Below are 25,233 nucleotides of genomic sequence, written 5' to 3' on the forward strand. Positions count from 1 at the left end.
TGGGTGGCCCAGTATGCCGCGTTATCCCCTCGGGTTGCGATCACTTGCCGTGATTGAGTCGCTGCAGGTTGCCGATCACCGATTCCAGGGCGCGGTCGAACAGCAGGGTGTCATCCAGGGCGCGCACTGCGCCGCGCTGGAACTCCAGGGCCAGGCCCATGCGCGTACGCTCCAGCACCTTCATGCCGGTGCGGTTGACGAACACGTATTTGGCCACCGGATGGGGAACAATCGCCGCCAGTTTGCAGCGCAGGGTGTTGTCCTCGTCCTCCAGGAATTCGACCCAGGCCCCAAGCCGCAGTTGGTCCACCCATTGCACGCTGGGGTCGTTGGCCGGCAACGCCAGCGGCGCGACTTCCAGCGGGCCCTCTTCGGCACTGGGCAGGACAATCTCTTCGGCCACCACGATCATGTGTGCAGGGTCTGCTTCCAGGACGGCACCCTGCAGTTGCGGGGCCTGAGCCTCGCGCTCGAATGCCTGCAAGTGCAGGAGCTCCAGCTGGCTGAAGAACTCGCTGGTAGCGAAAGGATCGAAAGCCGCCGCGCTCAAACCCTCGCGCAGGCCCTTGAGCAACCCCGGCACCAGCGCCAGCAAGCGCATGGCAGTATCCGGCTGTTCATGGCGCTGCACGCTCCAGATCAGCTCCAGCAGGGTCTGCTCCGCAGTTTGCCACTCTGGCGAGTCGTCGCCGTGCTTGAGGCAACTGAGCAGCATCACCTGGCTCCAGGCTTCGCGGACAAAATCCACCACCTTCTGCGGCAACACCTTGCCCAGCAGGGCGTCATTCAGGGCCTGCTCTACCCGGCGCCGGGCCAGTTCGGCCCTGGCCCGCCCTTCCTCGGCGTCACGGGTGCGCTGCTCCAGCAACTCGGCGCGACGCCGCTCGTCGGCAGTGAAGGCCAGGAAGTCCGCCAGCAGCTCGGAGAAGATCGCCGGGTCATCGCTGAACTCGCTGAGCAGGCGTTGCACCACTTGCTCGATCCGCAGGTACAGACTGTCGCGCTGGTGGTCATCGCAACCGCCCCAGCCCATGGCTGCAGCGGCGATCTCATTGAGCAGGCGCCGGGCCGGGTGATTGCCGCGGCTGAAGAAACTCTTGTCCAGCACCGCCACCTTGAGCATGGGAATCTGCAGGCGGCCAATCAGCGCCTTGAGCGAGTCCGGCAGGTTGCGGTCATCGAGAATGCATTCGAAGAGCATGGCGATCAGGTTGATCACGTCTTCATCGGCCACATCCACCACCCGGGATTTGCCGCTCTTGACGCTGACCCGGGTGAGCAATTGTTCCAACTGGTTGCGCAGGTCGAAATCGTCCTGGGCGCTGGGCGCCGGCACGTATTGCTGCAGGTGCGACAGCAGGCGCATGAGGTCGCGGGTGGAAATCGGCTGGGTTTCGGCGCTGGCTTCCAGGGTCGGCGCCACGCTGCCACGCACATGAAACAGCAGGGTCTGCAGGGCGGCGAAAACTTCCTGCACGCTCTCGTCGAGCTGCGACTGGCTGGATTTCGCCGTGCCCCCCTCGGTCGCTGACGCACGGGCCTCGGCCTGGGCTCGATCGGCCGCCCGGCGGGCCGGAGCAGGCATCAGTTCCGGCAGGATCCCGGTGGCGATCAGCAGCTGGTTGGCTTCGGCATAGAGTTGTTCGGCATCGCTGAGCACATAACGCTCGAACAACTTGAGGATGATCAGCTTGACCTTGATTTCCACCCCCAGGCTGCGCCCGGCCTGGAGGAAATACTCGCAGAGCAGCGCCGGCCCCAGGGGGTTGTCCCCATCCACCAGGCGCCGTCCCAGCAGCACACTCAGGCGCTCCGTCAACTGCCCCAGGGCGAAGCCATCACGGTTGAGCACCTTGGCCACCATGGCATCCACCGCGACGGTCTTTTCCAAGTCATCGTGGGACGGATCCAGTGATGGGTCGTAGACCACGGCATGGGGAATGGCCAGGGCCGGGTCATACTGCACCAGGCAGGCAAAAGCCTGGAAGAACGCCTCCAGGAAACCGCGCTCGATGCTCTTGCGCTTCAGCCGCAGGTCGCGCATGGCTTCGAAGAGGGTGTTTTGCTCGACGTTGTTGCGGGCCCGATCGGCCATTTCGAACAGGGTGTCATCAGCGTTATCGAACAGTTCCTGCAAGCCGTGGCGCAATTGCTGGGCGGCCTTGTCTCGGACCTGAAGCAGAATCACAGGCAGGCGGGCAAGCGGCGAAGCGGTCGCCTGATCTGTAGCGGCCTTGTGCAAAGGCACTACATTCCCGTCGTTGTGCATCCAAGCCTCCTGGAAAGGTGTTTCTTCGGTTCGAGATCAAGATTCAGTCAAGCCGACGACGCTCACAGCCGGCTCTCAGCGGAGGCGCATGCACTCCACTGCACTTCATTTAGGGGGGAAGCCAAAGACACGTCAAAGCTATGACGTCAATTACAAGTCATATTATCTTGTAAAAGTCCCCTCTTGCGCCAGCAGACTCTGTGGCCTCCTCCGAAATAACCCCTAGCGACTCAAGAAAAGTCACTCCTATTCATCAGACAAAGCCATCCAGGACAGGTTCGCCAATGCCTTGCAGGCATTTGCCACCTTGGGTTCGCTGATCCCCTGGCCCTATAATCGGCGCACTTTGTTTGTGGAGCCCGTTATGCCGAATCTACGCCTCGCCGACCTGACCGCCGAAATCGAAGCCAACGTGCGCCGTGCGTTGCTGGAAGACATCGGCAGCGGCGACATCACCGCGCAACTGATCCCGGCCGAACGTCTGGCCAAGGCCACCATCATTACCCGCGAAGCCGCAGTAGTCGCCGGCACCGCCTGGGTCGATGCGGTCTTTCGCCAGCTGGACCCGCGGGTCGCTGTGCACTGGCAAGTGGCCGACGGTGAGCGGGTGGTGCCCAACCAGGTGCTTTTCCACCTCGAAGGCCCAGCCCGCTCGCTGCTCACCGGCGAGCGCAGTGCCCTGAACTTTCTGCAACTGCTGTCCGGCGTGGCCACCCGCGCGCGGTACCTGGCGGACTTTGTCGCCGATACCCAGGTCAAGCTGCTGGATACCCGCAAGACCCTGCCGGGGCTGCGCCTGGCACAGAAGTACGCGGTCACCTGCGGCGGTTGCCACAACCACCGCATCGGCCTGTATGACGCCTTCCTGATCAAGGAAAACCATATCGCTGCCTGCGGCGGTATCGCCCAGGCCATCAGCGCCGCCCACAGGATCGCCCCGGGCAAGCCGGTGGAAGTGGAAGTGGAAAGCCTGGAGGAACTGAAGGAGGCCCTGGCCGCCGGGGCCGACATCATCATGCTCGACGAACTGAGCCTGGACGACATGCGCGAGGCCGTGCGCCTGAACGCCGGCAAGGCCAAGCTGGAAGCCAGTGGCGGGATCAACGAAAGCACCTTGCGCCCGATCGCCGAGACCGGGGTGGATTACATTTCCATCGGTGCCATGACCAAGGACGTGAAAGCGCTGGACCTGTCCATGCGCTTGAGCCTCTGAGCCATGAAAAACGCCAGCCTGGTTCAGGCTGGCGTCGTGCTCAACCGTCGATCTCGTTGAGCTGCAGATAGTCCTCCAGGTCCATGCCCAGCGCTTCAGCAACTTCCTGATGCACCTCCAGGCGCATGGCCTTCAGTTCCTCCGGTGTTTCTGCCACCAGATCGAGCACCAGTTCCCATGGCTCTATGCCGCGGGATTCCGCCTCGTCCTCGAACGCCCATTGCGCCTGCTGCTTCTGCTCTTCCGGGCTCAGGGCGCTGATTTCCTCTTGCAAGGAAGGCGTGGCAGCCAGGTACCTTTCAAGCGCTACGTCGATTCTTGCCTCTTTAGGAATCATCTCGTTCTCTCTGATCGTGGGAATGGAAGATGGATCTGGATCGTTGGGATCTCTCTGCCGCAAAAAACCGTTGTGAACTTCGATTTATCTGGCCTTCAGAACCATTCTGGATCATCTGAAAACAGCATGCTGGTACTCAGACAGGGACCGAATATAGGACCTTTGGTCCACTATTTATATGACCTGATGCACCCATTGGAGAAAAACTCCGGGTTTTCCAAGCCATCGGCAGACGCCAGCCCGGCAGAACCCTCAGAGAACGAGATTTCGCAAATGCAGCCGCAGCGATATTTCATGCCGGTGTTTCACCAGGTTACGGAGCTAGGACCCCACAGCCGTAGCTGTTCCTTTTCTCAAGCAAGCTCCTGTCTGCCCGACATCGATAAGCCTTCTTAGATTATCGAGAATATCGAACTCCTTTACTTCTCCATCCTTGGCTATGAGGATCCCGGCTCTAGTCAGCCATAGATACCCTTCCTTGCTTTGATTAGGGATGACAGTAACTACGAAATTCAATGTCGGACTCTCTGGACGACTCTCCGGCACCTTGGTCTCAGTGAAATTGAAAGTCAGTTCATTATCATCGTTTGGTGAAACGCTTTGTGCGCTGACAACAGGCAGCCGTGCCCTTGAAGCAGCAGGAAACTCAGCGGAATACAACACACTTCCACCCTGTACCTGCTTGGTTATTCTTAAGAAATATTGCTCCAGGTCTTTGGTATTCGTTGGTGTCGTGCAGTCTTCGCCTTCAGCGGCAAAATATTCCCCCTCAAACTCATAAGAGGGTCCTTTCTCACAGGCTGCAAGGGACAGCGACACTATGCCGACCAAAGCCAGCTTCCACTTCTTCACACCGGTCACTCCATGATTTGCGGGCGTCATTATGCGCAATGCCCCTGGCTGCTACCACCCGGTTCATGACCCGCACAGGTGTGAACAACTGGGCACTAACCTCGTCCAGACACAAAAACACCGAAACCAGATAACCCCAAGCAAACCGCTTAAAACTCGGTACAGGATGCTGAGTACAGGCGTGGAAAGTCTTCGTTGATAGAAGTCTCTCTGGCTGCTAAATCCGCATAAACAATGACGCGCACGTCCACAAACAACTATAGGAGCGCCAATTGAATAGCACCGGGAACCTCTGAAACTTCCACAGCACACTTTTGCGGGTGCCTCGTAGTTTCCCGCCTTTCAAGGGCGCTTATTCAAAGCCTGGCGAACTTTGTTGGGAGGGTGGGTTTAGACAGCCATAAACTGCTCTCAACCCGAAATGTGGTGCCGGAGACAGGAATCGAACCTGCGACCTTCGCGTTACGAGTGCGCTGCTCTACCGACTGAGCTACACCGGCGTGGGCTAAAACCTAGCACCAGCGTCCCGGGCCGGCAACCGAGCGGCTTTTATCGCAGATAGCAAAACGCCCCGAACCAGTCGGGGCGTCTGCTTGTTCAGCGTAAGGCTAAAGGGTGATTAAACGCCCGAAGCCTTGGCTGCTGCCACGTCTTTGATGGACAGCTTGATACGGCCGCGGTTGTCCACGTCCAGTACCAGCACTTCCACTTCCTGGCCTTCTTTCAGGATGTCGGTGACTTTCTCAACGCGAGCGTCGCTCAGCATGGAGATGTGCACCAGACCGTCCTTGCCCGGCAGGATGTTGACGAAGGCGCCGAAGTCGACGATGCGCTCAACCTTGCCGACGTAGATCTTGCCGATCTCGGCTTCCGCGGTGATGCCCAGAACGCGCTGACGCGCGGCCTCTGCAGCTTCCTTGGTTTCGCCGAATATCTTGATCGAGCCGTCGTCTTCGATGTCGATCGAAGCCTTGGTTTCTTCACAGATCGCGCGGATGGTGGCGCCGCCTTTACCGATGACGTCACGGATCTTGTCGGTGTCGATCTTCATCGCGATCATGGTCGGAGCGTTGGCCGACAGCTCGGTACGGGACTGACCGATGATCTGGTTCATCTGACCGAGGATGTTCAGGCGAGCTTCCAGGGCCTGGCCCAGGGCGATCTCCATGATCTCTTCGGTGATGCCCTTGATCTTGATGTCCATCTGCAGCGCGGTGACGCCTTTGGCGGTACCGGCGACCTTGAAGTCCATGTCGCCCAGGTGGTCTTCGTCACCCAGGATGTCGGTCAGGACTGCGAACTTCTCGCCTTCCTTGACCAGACCCATGGCGATACCGGCAACCGGCGCCTTCATTGGTACACCAGCGTCCATCAGCGCCAGGGAAGCACCGCACACGGAAGCCATGGAGCTGGAACCGTTGGACTCGGTGATTTCCGATACTACGCGGATGGTGTAAGGGAACACGTCGGCGGCTGGCAGCATGGCCTGGACCGAGCGACGGGCCAGACGGCCGTGACCGATTTCACGACGACCAGCGCCGCCCATGCGACCACACTCGCCCACCGAGAACGGAGGGAAGTTGTAGTGCAGCATGAAGGGGTCTTTCTTCTCGCCTTCCAGGGTGTCCAGCAGCTGTGCGTCACGGGCAGTACCCAGGGTCGCAACCACCAGGGCCTGGGTTTCGCCACGGGTGAACAGGGCCGAACCGTGAGTCTTGGGCAGTACGCCGACTTCGATGTTCAGCGGACGTACGGTGCGGGTGTCGCGGCCGTCGATACGAGGCTTGCCGTTGACGATGTTTTCGCGAACGGTGCGGTATTCGATCTCGCCGAAAGCGGCTTTGACGTCGGACGCCGAAGGCTGGCCTTCTTCACCGGAGAGCTTGGCGACGACCTGGTCTTTCAGCTCGCCCAGGCGAGCGTAACGGTCGGCCTTGACGGTGATGGTGTAAGCCTGGGAGATGGCTTCGCCGAACTCGGCACGGATAGCGCCCAGCAGTTCGGTGGCTTCTGGGGCAGCAGCCCAGTCCCAGGTAGGCTTCGCAGCTTCGGCGGCCAGCTCTTTGACAGCCTTGATCACCGACTGGAATTCGTCGTGGGCGAACAGTACAGCGCCCAGCATCTGGTCTTCGGTCAGCTCTTTGGCTTCCGATTCAACCATCAGTACGGCTTCTTCGGTACCGGCCACGACCATGTCCAGGCTCGAAGCAGCCAGTTGCTCGTAGGTCGGGTTCAGCAGGTAGCCGGTGCTTTCGTGGAATGCCACGCGAGCGGCGCCGATCGGACCGTCGAAAGGAATGCCGGAGATCGCCAGGGCAGCCGAGGTACCGATCATCGCAGCGATGTCCGGATCGGTCTTCTTGCTGGTGGAAACCACGGTGCAGACAACCTGCACTTCGTTCATGAAGCCTTCTGGGAACAGAGGGCGGATCGGACGGTCGATCAGACGCGAGGTCAGGGTTTCTTTCTCGGAAGGACGGCCTTCGCGCTTGAAGAAACCGCCAGGGATCTTACCGGCAGCGTAAGTCTTTTCCTGGTAGTGAACAGACAGAGGGAAGAAGCCCTTGCCTGGATCGGCTTGCTTGGCGCCAACCACGGTCACCAATACGCTGACGTCGTCGTCAACGGTGACCAATACTGCGCCGGAGGCCTGACGGGCGATACGGCCAGTCTCGAGGGTTACGGTCGACTGACCGAACTGGAATTTTTTGATTACCGGGTTCACGGTGTCCTACCTTCTTTGTGGCTCTTGGGGAAACTTGCTTCTTGCGAAATTCTTGGGCAATGCGGGGAATCGGCCCAGCCTTTATTGTCCAGGTAAAACAGTGCAGCAGATAAAACTTGAGGCTGGAAGCCTGCCATACGCCGGCGGAAAAACCGCTGACGCATGGCAAACAACCAACCTCATAGCGCAATCGCTGATTAGCGACGCAGACCCAGACGACCGATCAGGGTGCTGTAACGGCTCAGGTCCTTGCCTTTCAGGTAGTCCAGCAGCTTACGACGCTGGTTTACCATGCGGATCAGGCCACGACGGGAGTGGTGGTCTTTACCGTTGGCTTTGAAGTGACCTTGCAGTTTGTTGATGTTGGCGGTCAGCAGTGCAACTTGCACTTCTGGCGAACCAGTGTCACCAACAGCTTGCTGGTAGTCGGTTACGATCTGAGCTTTTTCTTCAACGCTGAGTGCCATGTGGGCAATCCTTATATCAGGAAACTGTTCAAGAACAGTTTCAACAGGCCAGGGACAAATCCCTGTATCTATAAATGAGTAGTGACCGTGCCTGTTAACAGCCACCCTCGTCCGGTCATTCTGACCGAATCAGTCGACGCGGCGCGATGCGCCCGTCTTCGCTCACTTCACCGATACCGATGAAGCGACCGTTGTGATCCTGTACCCGCACCATGCCGAACTTCGGTGCATCCGGGGCACGTACCGGCTGGCCGTTGAGCCAGTAGAACGCGCTGTGCTCCGAGAACTGCAGCAGCGGCCAATCCAGCAGCCCGCTGTCCGATGGCATCAGGAAGCGATCTACCGCTTCGTTGCCGCCTTCGGCGTGCACGGCTTCAAGCTCTTCCAGGGTGACCGTCTGCGCCAGGCTGAAAGGTCCGGCCTGGGTCCGTCGCAGTTCTGCAACGTAGGCACCACAGCCGAGCTTTTCACCGATATCTTCCACCAGGGTACGGATATAGGTGCCTTTGCTGCAGTCCACCGCCAGGCGAGCAGTGTCACCTTCGAAGGCGAGCAATTCCAAGCGCGCAATAGTAACAGAACGCGGTTCGCGCTCCACCACTTCCCCTGCACGAGCCAGTTTGTAGAGTGGCTGGCCATCGCGCTTGAGGGCCGAGTACATCGGCGGTATCTGCTTGATTTCGCCACGAAATTCCGGCAATACCGCCTCGATATCGGCACGACCAACGGTCACTTCGCGGGTCTGCAAAACTTCGCCTTCAGCGTCCGCGGTGGTGGTGGTCTTGCCCAACTGAGCCAGGGTTTCGTAACCCTTGTCGGAATCGAGCAGGTATTGCGAGAACTTGGTGGCCTCGCCAAAGCACAGCGGCAAAACGCCGGTGGCCAGGGGGTCGAGGCTACCGGTGTGGCCGGCCTTCTCGGCGTTGAGCAGCCAACGGACCTTCTGCAGCGCCGCGTTGGAGGTGAAGCCCAGCGGCTTGTCCAGGAGGATGATGCCGCTGACGTTACGACGGATACGCTTGACCTGAGCCACCGCTTACTCCTTGGCGTCTTCAGGGGCAGGCGCGTCGCCATGCTGGCTGTCTTCAGCCACGGCACGCTCGATCAGGGCCGACAGGTGCGCCCCGCGGGCGACGCTCTCGTCGTAATGGAAGTGCAGTTGCGGCACGCTACGCAGCTTCATTTCCTTGGCCAATTGCATGCGCAGGAAACCTGCCGCCGAGTTCAGCACCTTGATGCTCTGGGCAATTTGTTCGGCGTTTTCCTGGCCCATCACGGTGATGAAGATCTTCGCGTGGCCGACGTCGCGGCTGACTTCCACGGCGGTGATGGTCACCAGGCCGACGCGTGGATCCTTGACTTCACGACGGATCAGTTGCGCCAGTTCGCGCTGCATCTGATCACCGATACGTTGGGTACGGCTGTATTCTTTTGCCATGTCTTGTTACCTGTTACTGCCTCACGGTGAAACCCGTGTGGTCTGAAAGCGGCAAACGCCCGGCCTGGCAGAAGCCAGACCGGGCGTTGCGTTTAGAGGCCGCCGAGGGCGCCGTGCATTTGCATGCGAGCGGCCATCAGGGCTCTTGAAGTGCGCGAGTTAGAGGCTGCGAGCAACCTGGACCTTCTCGAAGACTTCGATCTTGTCGCCGACTTTGACGTCGTTGTAGCTCTTCACGCCGATACCGCATTCCATGCCGGCACGTACTTCAGAGGCGTCATCCTTGAAGCGGCGCAGGGATTCCAGCTCGCCTTCGAAGATAACGATGTCTTCACGCAGTACGCGGATTGGACGGTTACGGTGCACGACACCTTCGATGACCATGCAACCGGCGATCGCGCCAAACTTCGGCGAGCGGAACACGTCGCGAACTTCGGCAACACCCAGGATGTTCTCCCGAACGTCGCTGCCCAGCATACCGGTCAGGGCTTTCTTGACGTCTTCGATGATGTCGTAGATCACGTTGTAGTAACGCATATCCAGACCTTCCTGCTCGACGATCTTCCGTGCGCCGGCATCGGCACGCACGTTGAAGCCGAACAGTACAGCGTTGGAGGCCAGTGCCAGGTTGGCGTCGCTTTCGGTGATACCACCGACGCCGCCACCCACTACGCGCACTTGCACTTCGTCGTTGCCCAGGCCGTTCAGAGCGCCTTGCAGAGCTTCCAACGAACCACGGACGTCGGATTTGAGGACGATGTTGAGCGTCTTCTTCTCTTCCTGGCCCATGCTTTCGAAGATGTTTTCCAGCTTGCCGGCGTGAGCACGGGCCAGCTTGACCTCGCGGAACTTGCCTTGACGGAACAGCGCCACTTCACGGGCTTTCTTCTCGTCGGCAACCACGCTCATCTCGTCGCCAGCGTCCGGAGTACCGTCCAGGCCGAGGATCTCGACCGGAATGGAAGGACCGGCTTCCTTGATTGGCTTGCCGTTCTCGTCGAGCATGGCGCGCACGCGGCCATAGTTCGAGCCGACCAGCACCATGTCGCCTTGACGCAGCGTACCGTCCTGAACCAGCACGGTAGCTACCGGGCCGCGGCCCTTGTCGAGGCGGGACTCGACCACGACACCACGGCCCGGGGCCGAAGGAGTCGCCTTGAGTTCCAGGACTTCGGCCTGCAGCAGAACAGCTTCCAGCAGGTCGTCGACACCGGTACCCATTTTCGCGGAGACCGGTACGAATGGAGTATCACCACCCCAGTCTTCGGACGTCACGCCGTGAACCGAAAGCTCACTGCGGATACGGTCCAGGTCGGCGCCCGGCTTGTCGATCTTGTTCACCGCAACCACCAGCGGAACGCCGGCAGCTTGTGCGTGCTGAACGGCTTCAACGGTCTGCGGCATCACGCCGTCGTCCGCTGCAACCACCAGGATCACGATGTCGGTGGCCTTGGCACCACGGGCACGCATGGCGGTAAACGCGGCGTGACCTGGGGTGTCGAGGAAGGTGACCATGCCGCGCTCGGTTTCTACGTGGTAGGCACCGATGTGCTGGGTGATGCCGCCGGCCTCGCCCGCGGCCACTTTGGCGCGACGGATGTAGTCCAGCAACGAGGTCTTACCGTGGTCAACGTGGCCCATTACGGTCACGACCGGCGCACGGGCAACCGCTTCACCTTCGAACTTCAGGGACTCGGCCAGGGAATCTTCCAGGGCGGTGTCGCTGACCAGGGTCACTTTGTGGCCCAGTTCTTCAGCAACCAACTGGGCAGTTTCCTGGTCCAGAACCTGGTTGATAGTGGCTGGAGTACCCAGCTTGAACATGAACTTGATGACTTCGGCAGCCTTGACCGACATCTGCTGGGCCAGTTCGCCCACAGTGATGGTCTCGCCGATCTGCACGTCACGTACCACTGGCCCGGTTGGGCTCTGGAAACCGTGAGCATTGCGCTTCTTCAGCTTGGCCTTGCCGCGACCACCACGACGGAAGCCATCGCTTTCTTCGTCGGTGGTACGTGGGGCAACGCGCGGAGCTGGGGCCTTTTCCTTGACCGAAGCACGATGCGGAGCATTTTTGCGCTCGCCATCGCCGCCACGACGGTTGTCGTCGTTGCGGGTCTTGTCCGGACGGCGCTGTTCGTCTTTCTTGCGCGCGTCAGCTGCTGGAGCCGCAGTGGCCACCGGAGCTTCCTGCACAGGCTCGACTACAGGCGCTGGAGCAGGAGCTGCTGCTTGCGCAGCAACCGGCTCGGCAACCGGAGCAGGCTGGCGACGCGCTTCTTCTTCGGCGCGACGCTTGGCTTCTTCTTCAGCCTTCTGACGAGCAGCATTTTCTACTGCGCGACGTTCTTCCAGTTCGCGTTGACGCTCGGCTTCGATTTCTTCCGGGCTGCGCTGTACGAAGACTTTCTTCTTGCGCACTTCAACGCTGATGCTCTTGCTGCCAGCAACCCGCAGGGTGCTGGTGGTCTTGCGCTGCAAAGTGATTTTGCGTGGTTCTTCCACTTTCGCCTTGTGGCTGCTTTTCAGGTGAGTCAGCAACGACTGCTTCTCACTGTCGCTCACATGTTCCTCGGCGGCGGTGTGCGGCAGACCTGCCTCACGCATCTGCTGCAGCAGGCGCTCTACCGGTGTTTTGACCTCATCGGCCAGTTGTTTCACCGTGACTTGCGTCATGCACTTCTCTCCTCAGGCCGCGCCTAATTACTCGAACCAGTGGGCTCGGGCGGCCATGATCAACTTGCCGGCACGATCATCGTCAATGCCGTCGATGTCGAGCAGGTCGTCAATAGACTGCTCGGCCAGGTCTTCGCGGGTAATTACGCCGCGCACCGCCAGTTCCATCGCCAAATCCTTGTCCATACCCTCAAGCGAGAGCAGGTCTTCGGCCGGATGGGCGTCTGCCAGCTTTTCCTCAGTAGCGATGGCTTTAGTCAACAAGCGATCCTTGGCTCGAGCGCGAAGCTCGTTGACGATATCTTCGTCAAAGCCGTCGATGTTGAGCATTTCTTCCAGCGGTACGTAGGCAATCTCTTCCAGGCTGGTGAAGCCTTCATCAACCAGAACCTGTGCCAGTTCTTCATCGACTTCCAGCTCGTCGATGAAATTGCGCAGGATGTCGCCGGTTTCTGCTTGCTGCTTGGCCTGGATGTCCGATTCGGTCATCACGTTCAGGGTCCAGCCAGTCAGTTGGCTGGCCAGACGCACGTTCTGACCACCACGACCGATGGCTTGAGCCAGATTGTCTGCGCCAACGGCGATGTCCATGGCATGGGCATCTTCGTCGACGATAATTGCCGCGACTTCGGCCGGCGACATGGCGTTGATCACGAACTGCGCCGGGTTCTCATCCCACAGGACGATATCCACACGCTCGCCACCCAACTCACCGGAAACGGCCTGGACGCGCGAACCGCGCATACCAATGCACGCGCCCTGCGGGTCGATGCGCTTGTCCTTGGAGCGAACTGCGATCTTGGCCCGCGACCCCGGATCACGGGAGGCGGCCATTACTTCGATCAGGCCTTCGGCAATTTCCGGCACTTCGATACGGAACAGCTCGATCAGCATTTCCGGCGCGGTACGCGACAGGATCAGCTGCGGGCCGCGGTTCTCGGTGCGGATTTCCTTGAGCAGCGCGCGCAGGCGCACGCCAACCCGGAAAGTCTCACGGGAGATGATGTCTTCACGGGCCAGCAACGCCTCGGCGTTGTTACCCAGGTCGACGATCACGTTGTCACGTGTCACTTTTTTCACGGTGCCGGAGATGATTTCCCCCAGGCGCTCGCGATAGGCATCAACTACCTGTGCGCGCTCGGCTTCGCGAACCTTCTGCACGATGACCTGCTTGGCGGTCTGGGCAGCGATGCGGCCGAACTCGATGGATTCGATCTTTTCTTCGATCACATCACCGACTTTGGCGTCGGGATGGGTTTCGCGAGCCTTGCTCAACCAGGTCTCGACCGCTGGATCATCCAGGTCGGCTTCTTCGACCACCGTCCAGCGACGGAAAGTTTCGTAGGAACCGGTGTGGCGATTGATTTCCACACGCAGGTCTACTTCGTCCTCAAAACGCTTCTTGGTAGCAGTGGCCAGGGCCAGCTCCAGCGCTTCAAAAATTACGCTTGCCGGTACACCCTTTTCATTGGATACCGACTCAACAACCAGCAGTACTTCTTTGCTCATCGTACGCCTCGCCTTTCGCAAGCCATTGGATCCGCGGGATCCGCGTCTCAGTCAAAACTGGGAATTATGTTGGCCTTGTCGATCATATCGATCGGCAACAGGAACTCATGGTCATCCACTTGCACCACGACATCCTGTTCCTCCACCCCGCGGAGAAGGCCCTGAAAATTACGCCGACCTTCGAAGGGCGAGCGCAGTTTGATCTTCACTTGCTCACCGACATACTTGGCAAACTGTTCAAGAGTGAACAGTGGGCGTTCCATGCCAGGAGAGGAAACTTCAAGGGTGTATTCAACGGAGATCGGATCTTCTACGTCGAGAACACCACTGATCTGACGGCTGACGATGGCGCAATCGTCCACCAGCACGCCGCCTTCTTTATCGATATAAACGCGCAACAATGAGTGGCGACCCTGAGCCGAAAACTCAATACCCCAGCATTCATAGCCAAGGGCCACGACCACCGGGGCCAACAAGGCCTGCAACTGTTCTAGCTTGCTCGACACCTGAACCCCCTCGTGCATGCTTGTGCAAATAAAAAATGGGCGAAGCGCCCATCCCGGAAACGCCGTTGAATAGCGGCGTTGTAAAGTGTCCAGCTAACAAAAAGCCCCTGAAAAGGGGCTCCGCTAAAACTGGTTGCGGGGGCCGGATTTGAACCGACGACCTTCGGGTTATGAGCCCGACGAGCTACCAGACTGCTCCACCCCGCGACAAAGCTGGGGCGGAAGTATACGACTGATCCCTTTTTGGGTCAATGTAACCTTCCACCTACAAGAAAGCCCGCGACAGCGGGCTCTCCTGATAATTGGTACCGAGAAGGGGACTCGAACCCCTACACCCTATGGGCACAACCACCTCAAGGTTGCGTGTCTACCAATTCCACCACCTCGGCATAGACTACGTTACTGCGTGAAACTCTTCTTACTTCTGCTCTGGAGCTGGAGGTACGTCAGTCGCGCTGTTGGCCGACTTTTGCTCTTGGAGCACCGGGACATCATCAGAAGCCGGTTTTTGCTTTGGTACTTCAAGCACTGCTGGATCTGGCAAACCCACTTGAGTCAGCTGGTGAGCTTTCTCTTTAGCAAAGTAACCTAACCCCAAGCTGGTTATGAAGAAACCGGCGGCAAGTATAGCAGTAAACTTACTAAGAAAGGTAGAGGAACCTTGGCTTCCGAACACAGTATTTGAAGCACCTGCACCGAAAGACGCGCCAGCATCCGCACCTTTACCCTGCTGCAGCAAAACCAGAGCAACTACGCCCAGGGCACCCAGCAGATGAAAAACGACTACGACTGTTTCCAGCATTTTTTCAGTTTCCCGCGGCGCGACAGATCGCACCGAACTCATCTGCATTCAGGGAAGCTCCACCAATGAGCCCCCCATCGATATCCGGCATGCCGAACAGTTCGACCGCATTGGCCGCCTTCACGCTGCCGCCGTATAGAAGCCGCACACCTCGTGCCACTTCAGAATTTTCTGCCGCCAACTGCGCGCGGATAGCTGCGTGCACATCCTGCGCCTGTTGCGGTGTCGCAGTCAGCCCGGTACCAATGGCCCAGACCGGCTCGTAAGCGATAACAGCATTGGCGAACGCACCAACACCCAACTCTTCGATGATGCTGCCCAGCTGACGCCCGACAACCTCTAGAGTCTTCCCGGCTTCGCGCTGCTCGAGGGTCTCCCCTACACACAGAACCGGCTTCAAGCCACAGGCCTGCGCCGCTGCGAACTTGCGATTGAGAGTCGCGTCACGCTCACCCATGATCAGGCGGCGCTCGGAGTGCCCAACCAGCACCAGGGAACAACCTGCATCCACCAACTGACTCGGGGCGATCTCGCCCGTCAATGCACCTTGCATGGATTCCACCGCAGAGTTCTGCGCGCCGACCTGAATCGACTTACCCTTCAAACCATCAATCACTTGATTGATATGCAAGCAAGGCGGGAATACCGCGACATCAACACCGCTTGGCAAGGCCAGATGACGAAGGCCGTTGATCAGCTCAGCGACGCTGGCGCGGGTACCGTGCATCTTCCAGTTACCAGCTACCATAGGGCGACGCATGCTGTACCTCGTCGGTCAAAGTGGGCGCAGATGTTACCCAACCAAAACAACACTGGCAAGCCGAAATCAGGCAGAAACTTCAGCAACCAGTTTCGCCAGCTCTTCGGCGTAAGCGCGAACCTGAGCTTCGTCGTCGCCTTCAACCATCACGCGCACCAGAGGCTCAGTACCCGACTTGCGCAACAGAACCCGACCACGCCCAGCCATAGCGGCCGTGACACGCTCGCAAGCCTCTTTCACCGCAGGATGCTCGACCGGGTTCTCACCGCCGCCAAAGCGCACATTGACCAGCACCTGAGGACACTTGCGCAGCCCCTGACGGGACTGGGCCAGGCTTTCACCACGAGCCTTGAGCGCCATCAGCACCTGCAGCGCGGCAATGATCGCATCCCCGGTAGTAGCATGACGGAAGCACACGATGTGCCCGGAGTTTTCGCCACCTACCAGCCAATTGCGCTCCAGCAGCTCGGCGATCACATAACGGTCACCGACGTTGGCCCGGACAAAGGGGATACCCAAGTCCGCCAGGGCCAGTTCCAGCCCCAGGTTGCTCATGAGCGTTCCGACCACGCCGCCTTGCAGCTTGTCACGCTCATGCAGGTCGCGAGCGATGATGAACAGCAGCTCATCACCATCCACGATCGCGCCAGTCTGATCGACCATCAGCACCCGGTCACCGTCGCCATCAAAGGCGATCCCCAGGTCCGCATGCTCGGCCAGGACAGCCGCCTGCAATTGGCCCATGTGAGTCGAGCCGCAGTTCTCGTTGATGTTCAAGCCATTAGGCTGCGCAGACAGAACCGTGACTTGTGCGCCCAACTCGCGGAATACACTCGGCGCGACCTTGTAGGTGGCACCATGAGCGCAGTCCAGGACGACCTTCAAGCCGGCAAAACTGGTGCTCGATGGCACACTGCTCTTGCAGAACTCAATGTAGCGTCCTGATGCATCGTTGATCCGCGACACCTTGCCGAGCTTGCTCGACTCGACCACGGTCATCGGCGCATCCAGCAACTCCTCGATCATCAGCTCGACCTCGTCAGGCAGTTTGGTGCCTTCGCCCGAGAAGAACTTGATGCCGTTGTCATCATGAGGATTGTGCGAGGCACTGATAACGATGCCCGCCTCCGCATGGAAGGTACGCGTCAGGTAAGCAATGGCCGGAGTCGGCATCGGTCCCAGGAGCATCACATCGGCACCGGCTGCAGACAACCCGGCCTCCAGTGCAGACTCGAACATGTACCCGGAGATACGCGTGTCCTTGCCCACCAGCACGCGGCAGGCGCCCATGCTGCGAAATGCCATGCCGGCGGCCCAGCCGAGCTTGAGCATGAAATCAGGAGTGATAGGGAATTCGCCTACACGGCCGCGGATGCCGTCGGTGCCAAAGTATTTTTTAGTCATAAGTACTCCATCATTCTTATTCGGCGGATTCCACTGCCACAATCATTCGCACCACATCCACGGTCTCGGCGACATCATGGACACGGATAATTTTCGCGCCCTTGGCCACTGCCAGGGCCGCTAGCGCCAGACTGCCGTGCAATCGCTCACCTACGGGGCGATTCAAGGCCTGGCCAATCATGCTCTTGCGCGACACCCCAACCAACAACGGGCGCCCAAGGGCATGCAAGGCATCCATATGCTTGAACAGGCTCAGGTTGTGTTGCAGGGTCTTGGCAAAGCCAAAGCCCGGATCGAGCACAATCCGCTCTGGACCGATGCCCACTGACGCACACTGGGCCATGCGCTCAACCAGGAACTCGGCAACCTCTCGGGTCACGTCCTGATAATGCGGGTTGTCCTGCATATCACCGGGCTCACCCAGCATGTGCATCAGACACACAGGCAAGCCAGTGGCCGCCGCCGCATCCAGGGCACCCTCCCGGCGCAATGAACGAACGTCATTGATCAGCCCTGCGCCGAGGCGAGCGGTTTCACGCATCACCGCCGGTGTCGAGGTATCAACAGAAATGATCACATCCAACTCACGGTGGATGCGCTCGACCACAGGCGCGACTCGCTCCAACTCCTCCAGCGGCGATACCGCACGGGCACCCGGGCGAGTGGATTCGCCACCGACATCAATCAGCGTAGCACCGGCCGCAACCATGGCCTCGGCATGCCGCAAAGCCAGATCAAGCTGGCTGAAGCGGCCACCATCAGAGAAGGAGTCGGGAGTTACATTCAAGATGCCCATGACATGTGCATGGGCCAAATCAAGAACCCGGTTGCCGCAAGGCAACCGGGTGGAGGAAGGAACAGAAGTCATTTAAAACCTTAGTGGTCGGCTGCTGGGCCGCCAATGGGTGTTTCCGGACGCTCATTCTGCACTACTGGAGGAGGAGTACCCGAGCCGCCCTCCCAATCACGAGGTTCGCGTGGAGTACGCCCTGCCATGATGTCGTCGATCTGATCGGCGTCGATGGTTTCGTACTTCATCAGGGCGTCTGCCATGGCGTCCAGCTTGTCGCGGTTGTCCGTCAGGATCTGCTTGGCGGTGCCGTAGCACTGATCGATGATGCTGCGCACCTCGGAGTCGATCAGTTTCGCCGTTTCCGCAGACAGGCTCGCATGCTGGCTACCCGCGCTGCGCCCCAGGAACACCTCACCCTCTTCTTCGGCATACATCAGCGGACCAAGCTTCTCGGAAAGACCCCATTTGGTCACCATGTTCCGCGCGATCTGGCTGGCACGCATGATGTCGTTGGAGGCGCCGGTGGTCACGCCGTCGAAGCCAAGGGTCATTTCTTCAGCGATACGACCGCCGTAGAGCGAGCAGATCTGGCTGATCAAGGCACGCTTGGAGAGGCTGTAACGATCTTCTTCCGGCAGGAACATGGTGACACCCAAGGCCCGGCCGCGAGGAATGATCGACACCTTGTAGACCGGGTCATGCTCGGGCACGACACGACCAACAATGGCGTGGCCAGCTTCGTGATAAGCCGTGTTCTGCTTCTCTTTTTCGGACATGACCATGGATTTGCGCTCCGCGCCCATCATGATCTTGTCCTTGGCCAGTTCGAATTCCTTCATTTCAACGATGCGCTTGCCGGTACGCGCCGCAAACAGCGAGGCCTCGTTGACCAGGTTCGCCAGGTCGGCACCGGAGAAGCCCGGGGTACCGCGGGCGATTACCGCAGGTGCAACGTCGTCGCCCATTGGTACTTTACGCATGTGCACCTTGAGAATCTGTTCGCGACCGCGAATGTCCGGCAGGCCAACCACGACCTGACGGTCGAAACGGCCCGGACGCAGCAAGGCCGGGTCCAGTACGTCAGGACGGTTGGTCGCGGCGATCACGATAATGCCGTCGTTCATTTCGAAGCCATCCATCTCAACCAGCAACTGGTTGAGGGTCTGCTCACGCTCATCATGACCGCCGCCCATGCCGGCGCCACGGTGACGACCGACGGCGTCGATCTCGTCGATGAAGATGATGCAAGGAGCATGCTTCTTGGCTTGCTCGAACATGTCACGGACGCGGCTGGCACCCACCCCGACGAACATCTCGACGAAGTCGGAACCGGAAATGGTGAAGAACGGCACCTTGGCTTCACCAGCGATGGCTTTGGCCAGCAACGTCTTACCGGTACCTGGTGGCCCCACCATCAACACGCCGCGAGGAATACGACCGCCCAGACGCTGGAACTTGCCTGGGTCACGGAGGAATTCAACCAACTCACCTACTTCTTCCTTGGCCTCGTCGCAACCGGCAACGTCAGCCAAGGTAGTTTTCACCTGATCTTCAGACAGCAAGCGCGCCTTGCTCTTGCCGAAACTCATCGGCCCGCCCTTGCCTCCGGCACCACCCTGCATCTGGCGCATGAAGAACATGAACACCGCGATGATCACCAGGATCGGGAAGCTGGCCACCAGCAGTTGAGTCCAGATGCTTTGCTGTTCAGGCTGCTTGCCTTCGACCACCACGTGGTTGTCCACCAGGTCGCCGATCAGGCCATTGTCCTGAATGGCAGGACGAATGGTCTTGAAGCTGTCGCCATCGTTGCGCTTGCCGGTAATCACGTAGCCATCAACCGCTACGCGCTCGACCTTGCCATCCTTAACTTGCTGGATGAAGTCGGAATAGTTGAGGGTCTGCGGCTCGTTAGGGCTGGAGAAGTTGTTCATCACCGTCACCAGGACGGCGGCGATGATCAACCACAGGATCAGATTCTTTGCCATGTCGTTCAATTAACTACCCTCTGAAGCAAGCTCCGCTACTGGCGCGCGCTTCGCATGATATTCACCGGCCTAACTTACTACATTACCTACAGCTCTGGCAGGCGCTGTCTGTAACCCTATGTGAAACTTAGACTACACAATATGCGCCTAATCTGACGGGGCGAAATACGAAAATCCTATCACCCCAGTCAAAACTCTTACTTACTCACTACGACCACGGAAGCCGCGCCCCAGCAGGTATTGCTCCCGAGAACGGTCACGGGATGATGACGGTTTGCGCATCTGCACTTTCTCGAACATCTGCCGCACGCTCTTGTGGTACTCATCGAAGCCTTCACCCTGGAAGATCTTGATCAGAAAATCACCACCTGGACGCAAGACCCGACCAGCAAGATCCAGCGCCAACTCGCACAGGAACATCGCTCGCGGCATATCCACGGCTGCTAACCCACTCATATTGGGGGCCATATCGGAAATCACAAGGTCAACTTCAGAATTTCCGACCGCCTCGAGGATCTGCGCCAGTACTGCATCCTCAGTGAAGTCCCCTTGAATAAAGGTCACATCGGGAATGCTGTCCATTTCCAGGATGTCCGAGGCAATCAGGCGCCCCTGGCCACCAATCAGACGACTGGTCACCTGCGACCAGCCACCCGGGGCGGCCCCCAGGTCGATAACACTCATGCCAGGACGGATAAGGCGGTCCTTTTCCTGAATCTCCAGCAGTTTGTAGCTGGCACGGGAACGGTACCCATCTTTTTGCGCCATTTTGACGAATGGGTCGTTGAAGTGCTCTTTCAGCCAGTTATGGCTAGTTTTGGAACGGGCCACGGGCCACCTCAAAATAAAACGGGTCGTGATTAACTGGGCGGTCCCGGACTCGCTCGGGTAAACTGGCCGCCGCTTTTTACAAGATCAGACGCAGGGGTCAGATTATGCCGCTCACTCAAGAGCAGAAGAAACAGTACAAATCCATTGGCCACCATCTGAAACCAGTATTGACTGTGGCTGACAACGGTTTGACCGAAGGTGTATTAGCCGAACTTGAACGCGCCTTGAGCGATCACGAGCTGATCAAGATCAAGCTCAACATCCTCGAGCGCGAGTCGCGCCTGGAGGCCATTGCCCAATTGTGCAAGGCCGGCAAAGCGGATCTGGTGCAGGTCATCGGCAAGATGGCGCTGATCTACCGCAAGAACGCCAAGGTAAACAAGCAATTGTCGAACGTCCATCGTTTCCACTGACGTCGAATCGGGTCAAGGGTGTGCCTGGCGCACCCTGCCACCCCATCCCGGCACTGGCTGCAACACCAGTACCAGCCCGGAAAAACCCAGGACCAGATAGCTGAACAACTGCCAGCGCTGAGCTTCCGGCAACAAGATGCGTACGACGAAATACATCGCACACGCATACATCGCCATCAATAGCAGTTGCCCCCGAATATCCCGCCACAAGCTCCTCAGCCCTTCGGACTGGATCAATACCAGTATCTGCAGGACCAGGCACGCCGCTGAAAAACCTACCAGCAACGCACTGAGCAGTGACGAGATTTCTTCGATCAGCAAGGGGGCAAGGCCAATCTGCCCCAGGGCGGGCAGCAAGCCGAGATGCAACAACCACAAGCCGCCGACCCACAACATCTGGGCCAGCTGCCAAAGCATGGCGCCCGCGTGCAGCGGGCGCCTTCTTTCAGATGTGACGGACTTCGACAATCTCGTACTCGATAACGCCACCAGGCGTTTTGACCGCCACCACATCCCCCTCTTCCTTGGCAATCAAGGCGCGAGCGATCGGCGAGCCGACGGAAATTTTACCGAGTTTGATGTCAGCCTCGTCCTCACCCACGATCTGGTAGGTGACGCTTTCGTCAGTTTCGACGTTGGCGATTTCTACCGTGGTGCCAAAGATCACCTTGCCGGTATGGGGAATGGTCGTGACATCGATGACCACCGAGTTCTGCAGGCGGCCTTCAATATCGCGGATCCGCGCTTCTACCATGCCCTGCTGTTCGCGAGCGGCATGGTATTCGGCGTTTTCCTTCAGGTCACCCAACTCGCGGGCCGTACCGATGTCCTGGCTGAGCTTCGGACGCACGACCTTGGTCAGGTGAGCATGCTCTTCTTCCAGGGCGCGCGCGCCCTGGACGGTCATTGGGTATTTATTCATGCCTTCAATCCTGCGTGTAGATCCTGCAAGCGACGCACGGTCTTTTCCGGACCGAACTTCAACGCTTCACAGATAGCTTCGCCAGCAGCAATGGTGGTGGTGCAGTAGATCTTGTGCTGCAAGGCGTTACGACGAATGGAATAAGAGTCAGCAATCGACTGACGGCCTTCAGTGGTGTTGATGATCAGAGTGACTTCGTCGTTCTTGATCATATCGACCACATGCGGACGACCTTCAGTCACCTTGTTCACACGACGCACCTTCAGGCCGGCCGCCTCGATCAGCTTGGCGGTGCCCGCAGTAGCGACCACTTCGAAGCCCAAGTTGATCAGATCACGGGCCACGCCTGCAACCAGAGGCTTGTCATCGTCGCGCACGCTGATGAACGCAGTACCGCCGGTCGGCAGCACTTCGCTGGCACCCATCTGGGCCTTGGCAAAGGCTTCGCCGAAGGTGTCGCCCACGCCCATCACTTCACCGGTGGACTTCATCTCTGGGCCGAGGATCGGGTCGACACCCGGGAACTTGGCAAACGGGAATACCGCTTCCTTGACGCTGTAGAAGTTCGGAATGATTTCCTTGGTGAAGCCCAGCTCTTTCAGGGTCTTACCGGCCATCACACGAGCAGCGATCATCGCCAGGGAGACACCGATGCACTTGGAAACGAACGGCACGGTCCGGGAAGCGCGCGGGTTCACTTCGATGACGTAGATCTGATCGCCTTGCAGGGCCAGCTGCACGTTCATCAGGCCAACCACACCCAGTTCCAGGGCCATTTTCTTGACCTGTTCGCGCATCTCGTCCTGGATGTGCGCCGGCAGCGAGTACGGCGGCAGCGAGCACGCAGAGTCACCGGAGTGAACGCCAGCCTGCTCGATGTGCTGCATGATGGCGCCGATCACTACGTCGGTGCCGTCGCAGACCGCATCCACGTCCATTTCAATGGCGCAGTTGAGGAAGTGGTCCAGCAGCACCGGGCTGTCGTTGGACACTTGCACTGCTTCTCGCAGGTAGCGCTTGAGCTCATCTTCCTCGTAGACGATTTCCATCGCCCGGCCGCCCAGCACGTAGGACGGACGCACCACCAGCGGGTAACCGATCTTGGCGGCGGCACGAATCGCTTCGTCTTCGCTGCGCACGGTAGCGTTTGGTGGCTGACGCAGGTTCAGGCGTTCGACCATCTGCTGGAAGCGCTCACGGTCTTCGGCGCGGTCGATAGCGTCTGGGCTGGTGCCGATGATCGGCACGCCGGCGGCTTCCAGGGCACGAGCCAGTTTCAGCGGAGTCTGGCCGCCGTACTGCACGATCACGCCTTTTGGCTTCTCGACACGGACAATTTCCAGCACGTCTTCCAGGGTCACCGGTTCGAAGTACAGGCGATCCGAAGTGTCGTAGTCGGTAGAAACGGTTTCCGGGTTGCAGTTGACCATGATGGTTTCGTAACCATCGTCGCGCAGCGCCAGGGCGGCGTGTACGCAGCAGTAGTCGAACTCGATGCCCTGGCCGATACGGTTTGGACCACCGCCCAGAATCATGATCTTGTCACGGGTCGAAGGTGCGGCTTCGCACTCTTCTTCATAAGTCGAGTACAGGTACGCGGTGTCGGTGGCGAACTCGGCGGCGCAGGTGTCGACGCGCTTGTAGACCGGGAACACTTCCAGCTTCTGACGATGTGTGCGCAGGTTCTTCTCGGTCACGCCCAGCAGCTTGGCCAGACGCTGGTCGGAGAAGCCTTTGCGCTTGAGGCGGAACATCAGGTCGCGGTCGATGGCCGACAGGCCCAGGGTCTTGACCTTCTCTTCTTCCTTGATCAGGTCTTCGATCTGCACCAGGAACCAAGGATCGATCATGTTCATGCCGAAGATCTGCTCGACGGTCATGCCGGCACGGAAGGCATCAGCCACGTACCAGATACGCTCGGCGCCGGGCACGGTCAGCTCGCGCTTGAGCACGTTCATGCTTTCCGGATTGCTCAGGTCGAGCTTGGGATCCAGGCCGCAAACGCCCACTTCCAGACCGCGCAGGGCTTTCTGCAGGGATTCCTGGAAGGTCCGACCGATGGCCATGACCTCACCCACCGACTTCATCTGGGTGGTCAGGCGCGCGTCGGCCTTGGAGAACTTCTCGAAGGCGAAGCGTGGCAGCTTGGTCACGACGTAGTCGATGGACGGCTCGAAGGACGCCGGGGTCTTGCCGCCGGTAATATCGTTGGACAGCTCGTCCAGGGTGTAGCCGACAGCCAGCTTGGCCGCGACCTTGGCGATCGGGAAACCGGTGGCTTTCGAAGCCAGCGCCGAGGAACGGGATACCCGCGGGTTCATCTCGATCACGACCATGCGGCCTGTGTTCGGGCAGATACCGAACTGCACGTTGGAACCGCCAGTTTCCACACCGATCTCGCGCAGCACCGCCAGAGAGGCGTTACGCAGGATCTGGTATTCCTTGTCGGTCAGGGTCTGTGCCGGAGCCACGGTGATGGAGTCACCGGTGTGCACGCCCATCGGGTCGAAGTTCTCGATGGAGCAGACGATGATGCAGTTGTCCTTCTTATCGCGGACCACCTCCATCTCGTACTCTTTCCAGCCGATCAGGGATTCGTCGATCAGCAGTTCCTTGGTCGGCGACAGGTCCAGACCGCGGGCGCAGATTTCTTCGAACTCTTCGCGGTTGTAGGCGATGCCACCACCGGTGCCACCCATGGTGAAGGATGGACGGATGATGCAAGGGAAGCCCAGCTTGTCGAGGACCGCATTGGCCTCTTCCATGCTGTGGGCAATACCGGAACGCGGGCACGCCAGGCCGATGGACTTCATGGCAGCGTCGAAGCGCGAACGGTCTTCAGCCTTGTCGATGGTGTCGGCGTTGGCGCCGATCATCTCTACGCCGAACTTCTCCAGGACGCCTTCACGCTCCAGGTCCAGGGCGCAGTTCAGCGCAGTCTGGCCGCCCATGGTCGGCAGCAGCGCGTCCGGACGCTCTTTCTCGATGATCTTGGCAACGGTCTGCCACTTGATCGGCTCGATGTAGGTGGCGTCGGCCATGGCCGGGTCGGTCATGATGGTGGCCGGGTTGGAGTTCACCAGGATGACCCGGTAACCCTCTTCGCGCAGGGCCTTGCAAGCCTGGGCGCCGGAGTAGTCGAATTCGCAGGCTTGGCCGATCACGATCGGGCCAGCGCCAAGAATCAGGATGCTTTTAATGTCTGTACGTTTTGGCATGGGTTGTCACTCAAATCCGCAGGTCAGTCGGCAAGCCGTCTTGAACATTCTCTGAGGCGCCCGAGGGGTTCCGCCGGATTTGCCGGGGCCGCCCTCAAGCGCTGCTCGCT

Annotated in this window: 21 protein-coding genes and 3 tRNA genes; 2 read left to right on the plus strand and 22 right to left on the minus strand. The window is 59.2% G+C overall.

Annotation, left to right across the window (positions count from 1 at the left end):
- Positions 1–40 precede the first annotated feature (40 nt).
- A complete protein-coding gene (locus tag M2395_RS17380; protein WP_053149016.1) occupies positions 41–2,269 on the minus strand; it encodes a DUF1631 domain-containing protein in 2,229 nt (742 codons plus the stop codon).
- 364 nt (positions 2,270–2,633) lie between these two features.
- On the opposite strand from M2395_RS17380, the gene nadC reads away from it, so the two are divergent.
- Positions 2,634–3,482, plus strand: a complete 849-nt coding sequence (nadC, locus tag M2395_RS17385; protein WP_015634124.1) for a carboxylating nicotinate-nucleotide diphosphorylase — start codon at positions 2,634–2,636, stop codon at positions 3,480–3,482.
- A 40-nt stretch (positions 3,483–3,522) separates the two neighbouring features.
- On the opposite strand, the gene M2395_RS17390 is transcribed toward nadC, so the two are convergent.
- The 18 genes from M2395_RS17390 to rlmE form a co-directional block, all read right to left on the minus strand.
- A complete protein-coding gene (locus M2395_RS17390) occupies positions 3,523–3,819 on the minus strand; it encodes a DUF6388 family protein (protein WP_015634123.1) in 297 nt (98 codons plus the stop codon).
- Positions 3,820–4,140: 321 nt separating this feature from the next.
- A complete protein-coding gene (locus M2395_RS17395) occupies positions 4,141–4,671 on the minus strand; it encodes a hypothetical protein (protein WP_123430067.1) in 531 nt (176 codons plus the stop codon).
- A gap of 424 nt (positions 4,672–5,095) precedes the next feature.
- A tRNA-Thr gene (locus M2395_RS17400) sits at positions 5,096–5,171 on the minus strand.
- 119 nt (positions 5,172–5,290) lie between these two features.
- Positions 5,291–7,396, minus strand: a complete 2,106-nt coding sequence (pnp, locus tag M2395_RS17405; RefSeq protein WP_015634122.1) for a polyribonucleotide nucleotidyltransferase — start codon at positions 7,394–7,396, stop codon at positions 5,291–5,293.
- A 197-nt stretch (positions 7,397–7,593) separates the two neighbouring features.
- Positions 7,594–7,863 carry a 30S ribosomal protein S15 gene (gene rpsO / locus M2395_RS17410; protein ID WP_011059205.1) on the minus strand — a complete coding sequence of 90 codons (270 nt, stop codon included), beginning with the start codon at positions 7,861–7,863 and terminating at the stop codon, positions 7,594–7,596.
- Between the two features lie 115 nt (positions 7,864–7,978).
- Positions 7,979–8,896 carry a tRNA pseudouridine(55) synthase TruB gene (truB, locus tag M2395_RS17415; RefSeq protein ID WP_011059204.1) on the minus strand — a complete coding sequence of 306 codons (918 nt, stop codon included), beginning with the start codon at positions 8,894–8,896 and terminating at the stop codon, positions 7,979–7,981.
- A gap of 3 nt (positions 8,897–8,899) precedes the next feature.
- Positions 8,900–9,301 (minus strand): 30S ribosome-binding factor RbfA, encoded by a 402-nt coding sequence (gene rbfA / locus M2395_RS17420; protein ID WP_011059203.1) that lies wholly within the window; start codon positions 9,299–9,301, stop codon positions 8,900–8,902.
- Positions 9,302–9,460: 159 nt separating this feature from the next.
- On the minus strand, positions 9,461–11,977 hold the full coding sequence (gene infB, locus M2395_RS17425) for a translation initiation factor IF-2 (RefSeq protein WP_011059202.1): 2,517 nt from the start codon (positions 11,975–11,977) through the stop codon (positions 9,461–9,463).
- A gap of 27 nt (positions 11,978–12,004) precedes the next feature.
- Positions 12,005–13,486, minus strand: coding sequence for a transcription termination factor NusA (gene nusA, locus M2395_RS17430; RefSeq protein WP_011059201.1), 1,482 nt, complete (start codon positions 13,484–13,486; stop codon positions 12,005–12,007).
- 47 nt (positions 13,487–13,533) lie between these two features.
- Positions 13,534–13,992: a ribosome maturation factor RimP gene (gene rimP, locus M2395_RS17435; RefSeq protein ID WP_041120545.1), complete on the minus strand. Its 459-nt coding sequence runs from the start codon at positions 13,990–13,992 to the stop codon at positions 13,534–13,536.
- A 130-nt stretch (positions 13,993–14,122) separates the two neighbouring features.
- Positions 14,123–14,199 (minus strand) — tRNA-Met (locus M2395_RS17440).
- A 96-nt stretch (positions 14,200–14,295) separates the two neighbouring features.
- Positions 14,296–14,381 (minus strand) — tRNA-Leu (locus M2395_RS17445).
- Positions 14,382–14,410: 29 nt separating this feature from the next.
- Positions 14,411–14,794: a preprotein translocase subunit SecG gene (gene secG / locus M2395_RS17450; protein WP_015634120.1), complete on the minus strand. Its 384-nt coding sequence runs from the start codon at positions 14,792–14,794 to the stop codon at positions 14,411–14,413.
- Positions 14,795–14,798: 4 nt separating this feature from the next.
- Entirely contained in the window at positions 14,799–15,554 is a 756-nt protein-coding gene (tpiA, locus tag M2395_RS17455; protein ID WP_015634119.1) for a triose-phosphate isomerase, read from the minus strand.
- Positions 15,555–15,620: 66 nt separating this feature from the next.
- A complete protein-coding gene (gene glmM / locus M2395_RS17460; RefSeq protein WP_019095644.1) occupies positions 15,621–16,958 on the minus strand; it encodes a phosphoglucosamine mutase in 1,338 nt (445 codons plus the stop codon).
- Positions 16,959–16,974: 16 nt separating this feature from the next.
- Positions 16,975–17,826, minus strand: coding sequence for a dihydropteroate synthase (gene folP, locus M2395_RS17465; protein ID WP_123430066.1), 852 nt, complete (start codon positions 17,824–17,826; stop codon positions 16,975–16,977).
- Between the two features lie 8 nt (positions 17,827–17,834).
- Positions 17,835–19,739 carry an ATP-dependent zinc metalloprotease FtsH gene (gene ftsH, locus M2395_RS17470; protein ID WP_011059197.1) on the minus strand — a complete coding sequence of 635 codons (1,905 nt, stop codon included), beginning with the start codon at positions 19,737–19,739 and terminating at the stop codon, positions 17,835–17,837.
- Positions 19,740–19,940: 201 nt separating this feature from the next.
- The gene (rlmE, locus tag M2395_RS17475) at positions 19,941–20,570 is read right to left on the minus strand and encodes a 23S rRNA (uridine(2552)-2'-O)-methyltransferase RlmE (RefSeq protein WP_011059196.1); all 630 of its coding nucleotides are present in this window, start codon (positions 20,568–20,570) and stop codon (positions 19,941–19,943) included.
- Positions 20,571–20,674: 104 nt separating this feature from the next.
- On the opposite strand from rlmE, the gene M2395_RS17480 reads away from it, so the two are divergent.
- Positions 20,675–20,983: a YhbY family RNA-binding protein gene (locus M2395_RS17480; RefSeq protein WP_015634115.1), complete on the plus strand. Its 309-nt coding sequence runs from the start codon at positions 20,675–20,677 to the stop codon at positions 20,981–20,983.
- A gap of 12 nt (positions 20,984–20,995) precedes the next feature.
- Here the strand turns inward: M2395_RS17480 and M2395_RS17485 are convergent, their stop codons facing one another.
- From M2395_RS17485 to carB, 3 genes are read right to left on the minus strand one after another with little or no spacing between them, the layout of a single operon-like run.
- Entirely contained in the window at positions 20,996–21,400 is a 405-nt protein-coding gene (locus tag M2395_RS17485; RefSeq protein ID WP_011059194.1) for a hypothetical protein, read from the minus strand.
- Positions 21,401–21,428: 28 nt separating this feature from the next.
- Positions 21,429–21,905: a transcription elongation factor GreA gene (gene greA / locus M2395_RS17490; RefSeq protein WP_011059193.1), complete on the minus strand. Its 477-nt coding sequence runs from the start codon at positions 21,903–21,905 to the stop codon at positions 21,429–21,431.
- On the minus strand, positions 21,902–25,123 hold the full coding sequence (carB, locus tag M2395_RS17495) for a carbamoyl-phosphate synthase large subunit (RefSeq protein ID WP_011059192.1): 3,222 nt from the start codon (positions 25,121–25,123) through the stop codon (positions 21,902–21,904). The genes greA and carB overlap by 4 nt, the downstream gene beginning before the upstream one ends.
- Positions 25,124–25,233 lie beyond the last annotated feature (110 nt).

Source organism: Pseudomonas sp. BIGb0176 (genome assembly GCF_024810175.1).
Lineage (GTDB): Bacteria > Pseudomonadota > Gammaproteobacteria > Pseudomonadales > Pseudomonadaceae > Aquipseudomonas > Aquipseudomonas protegens.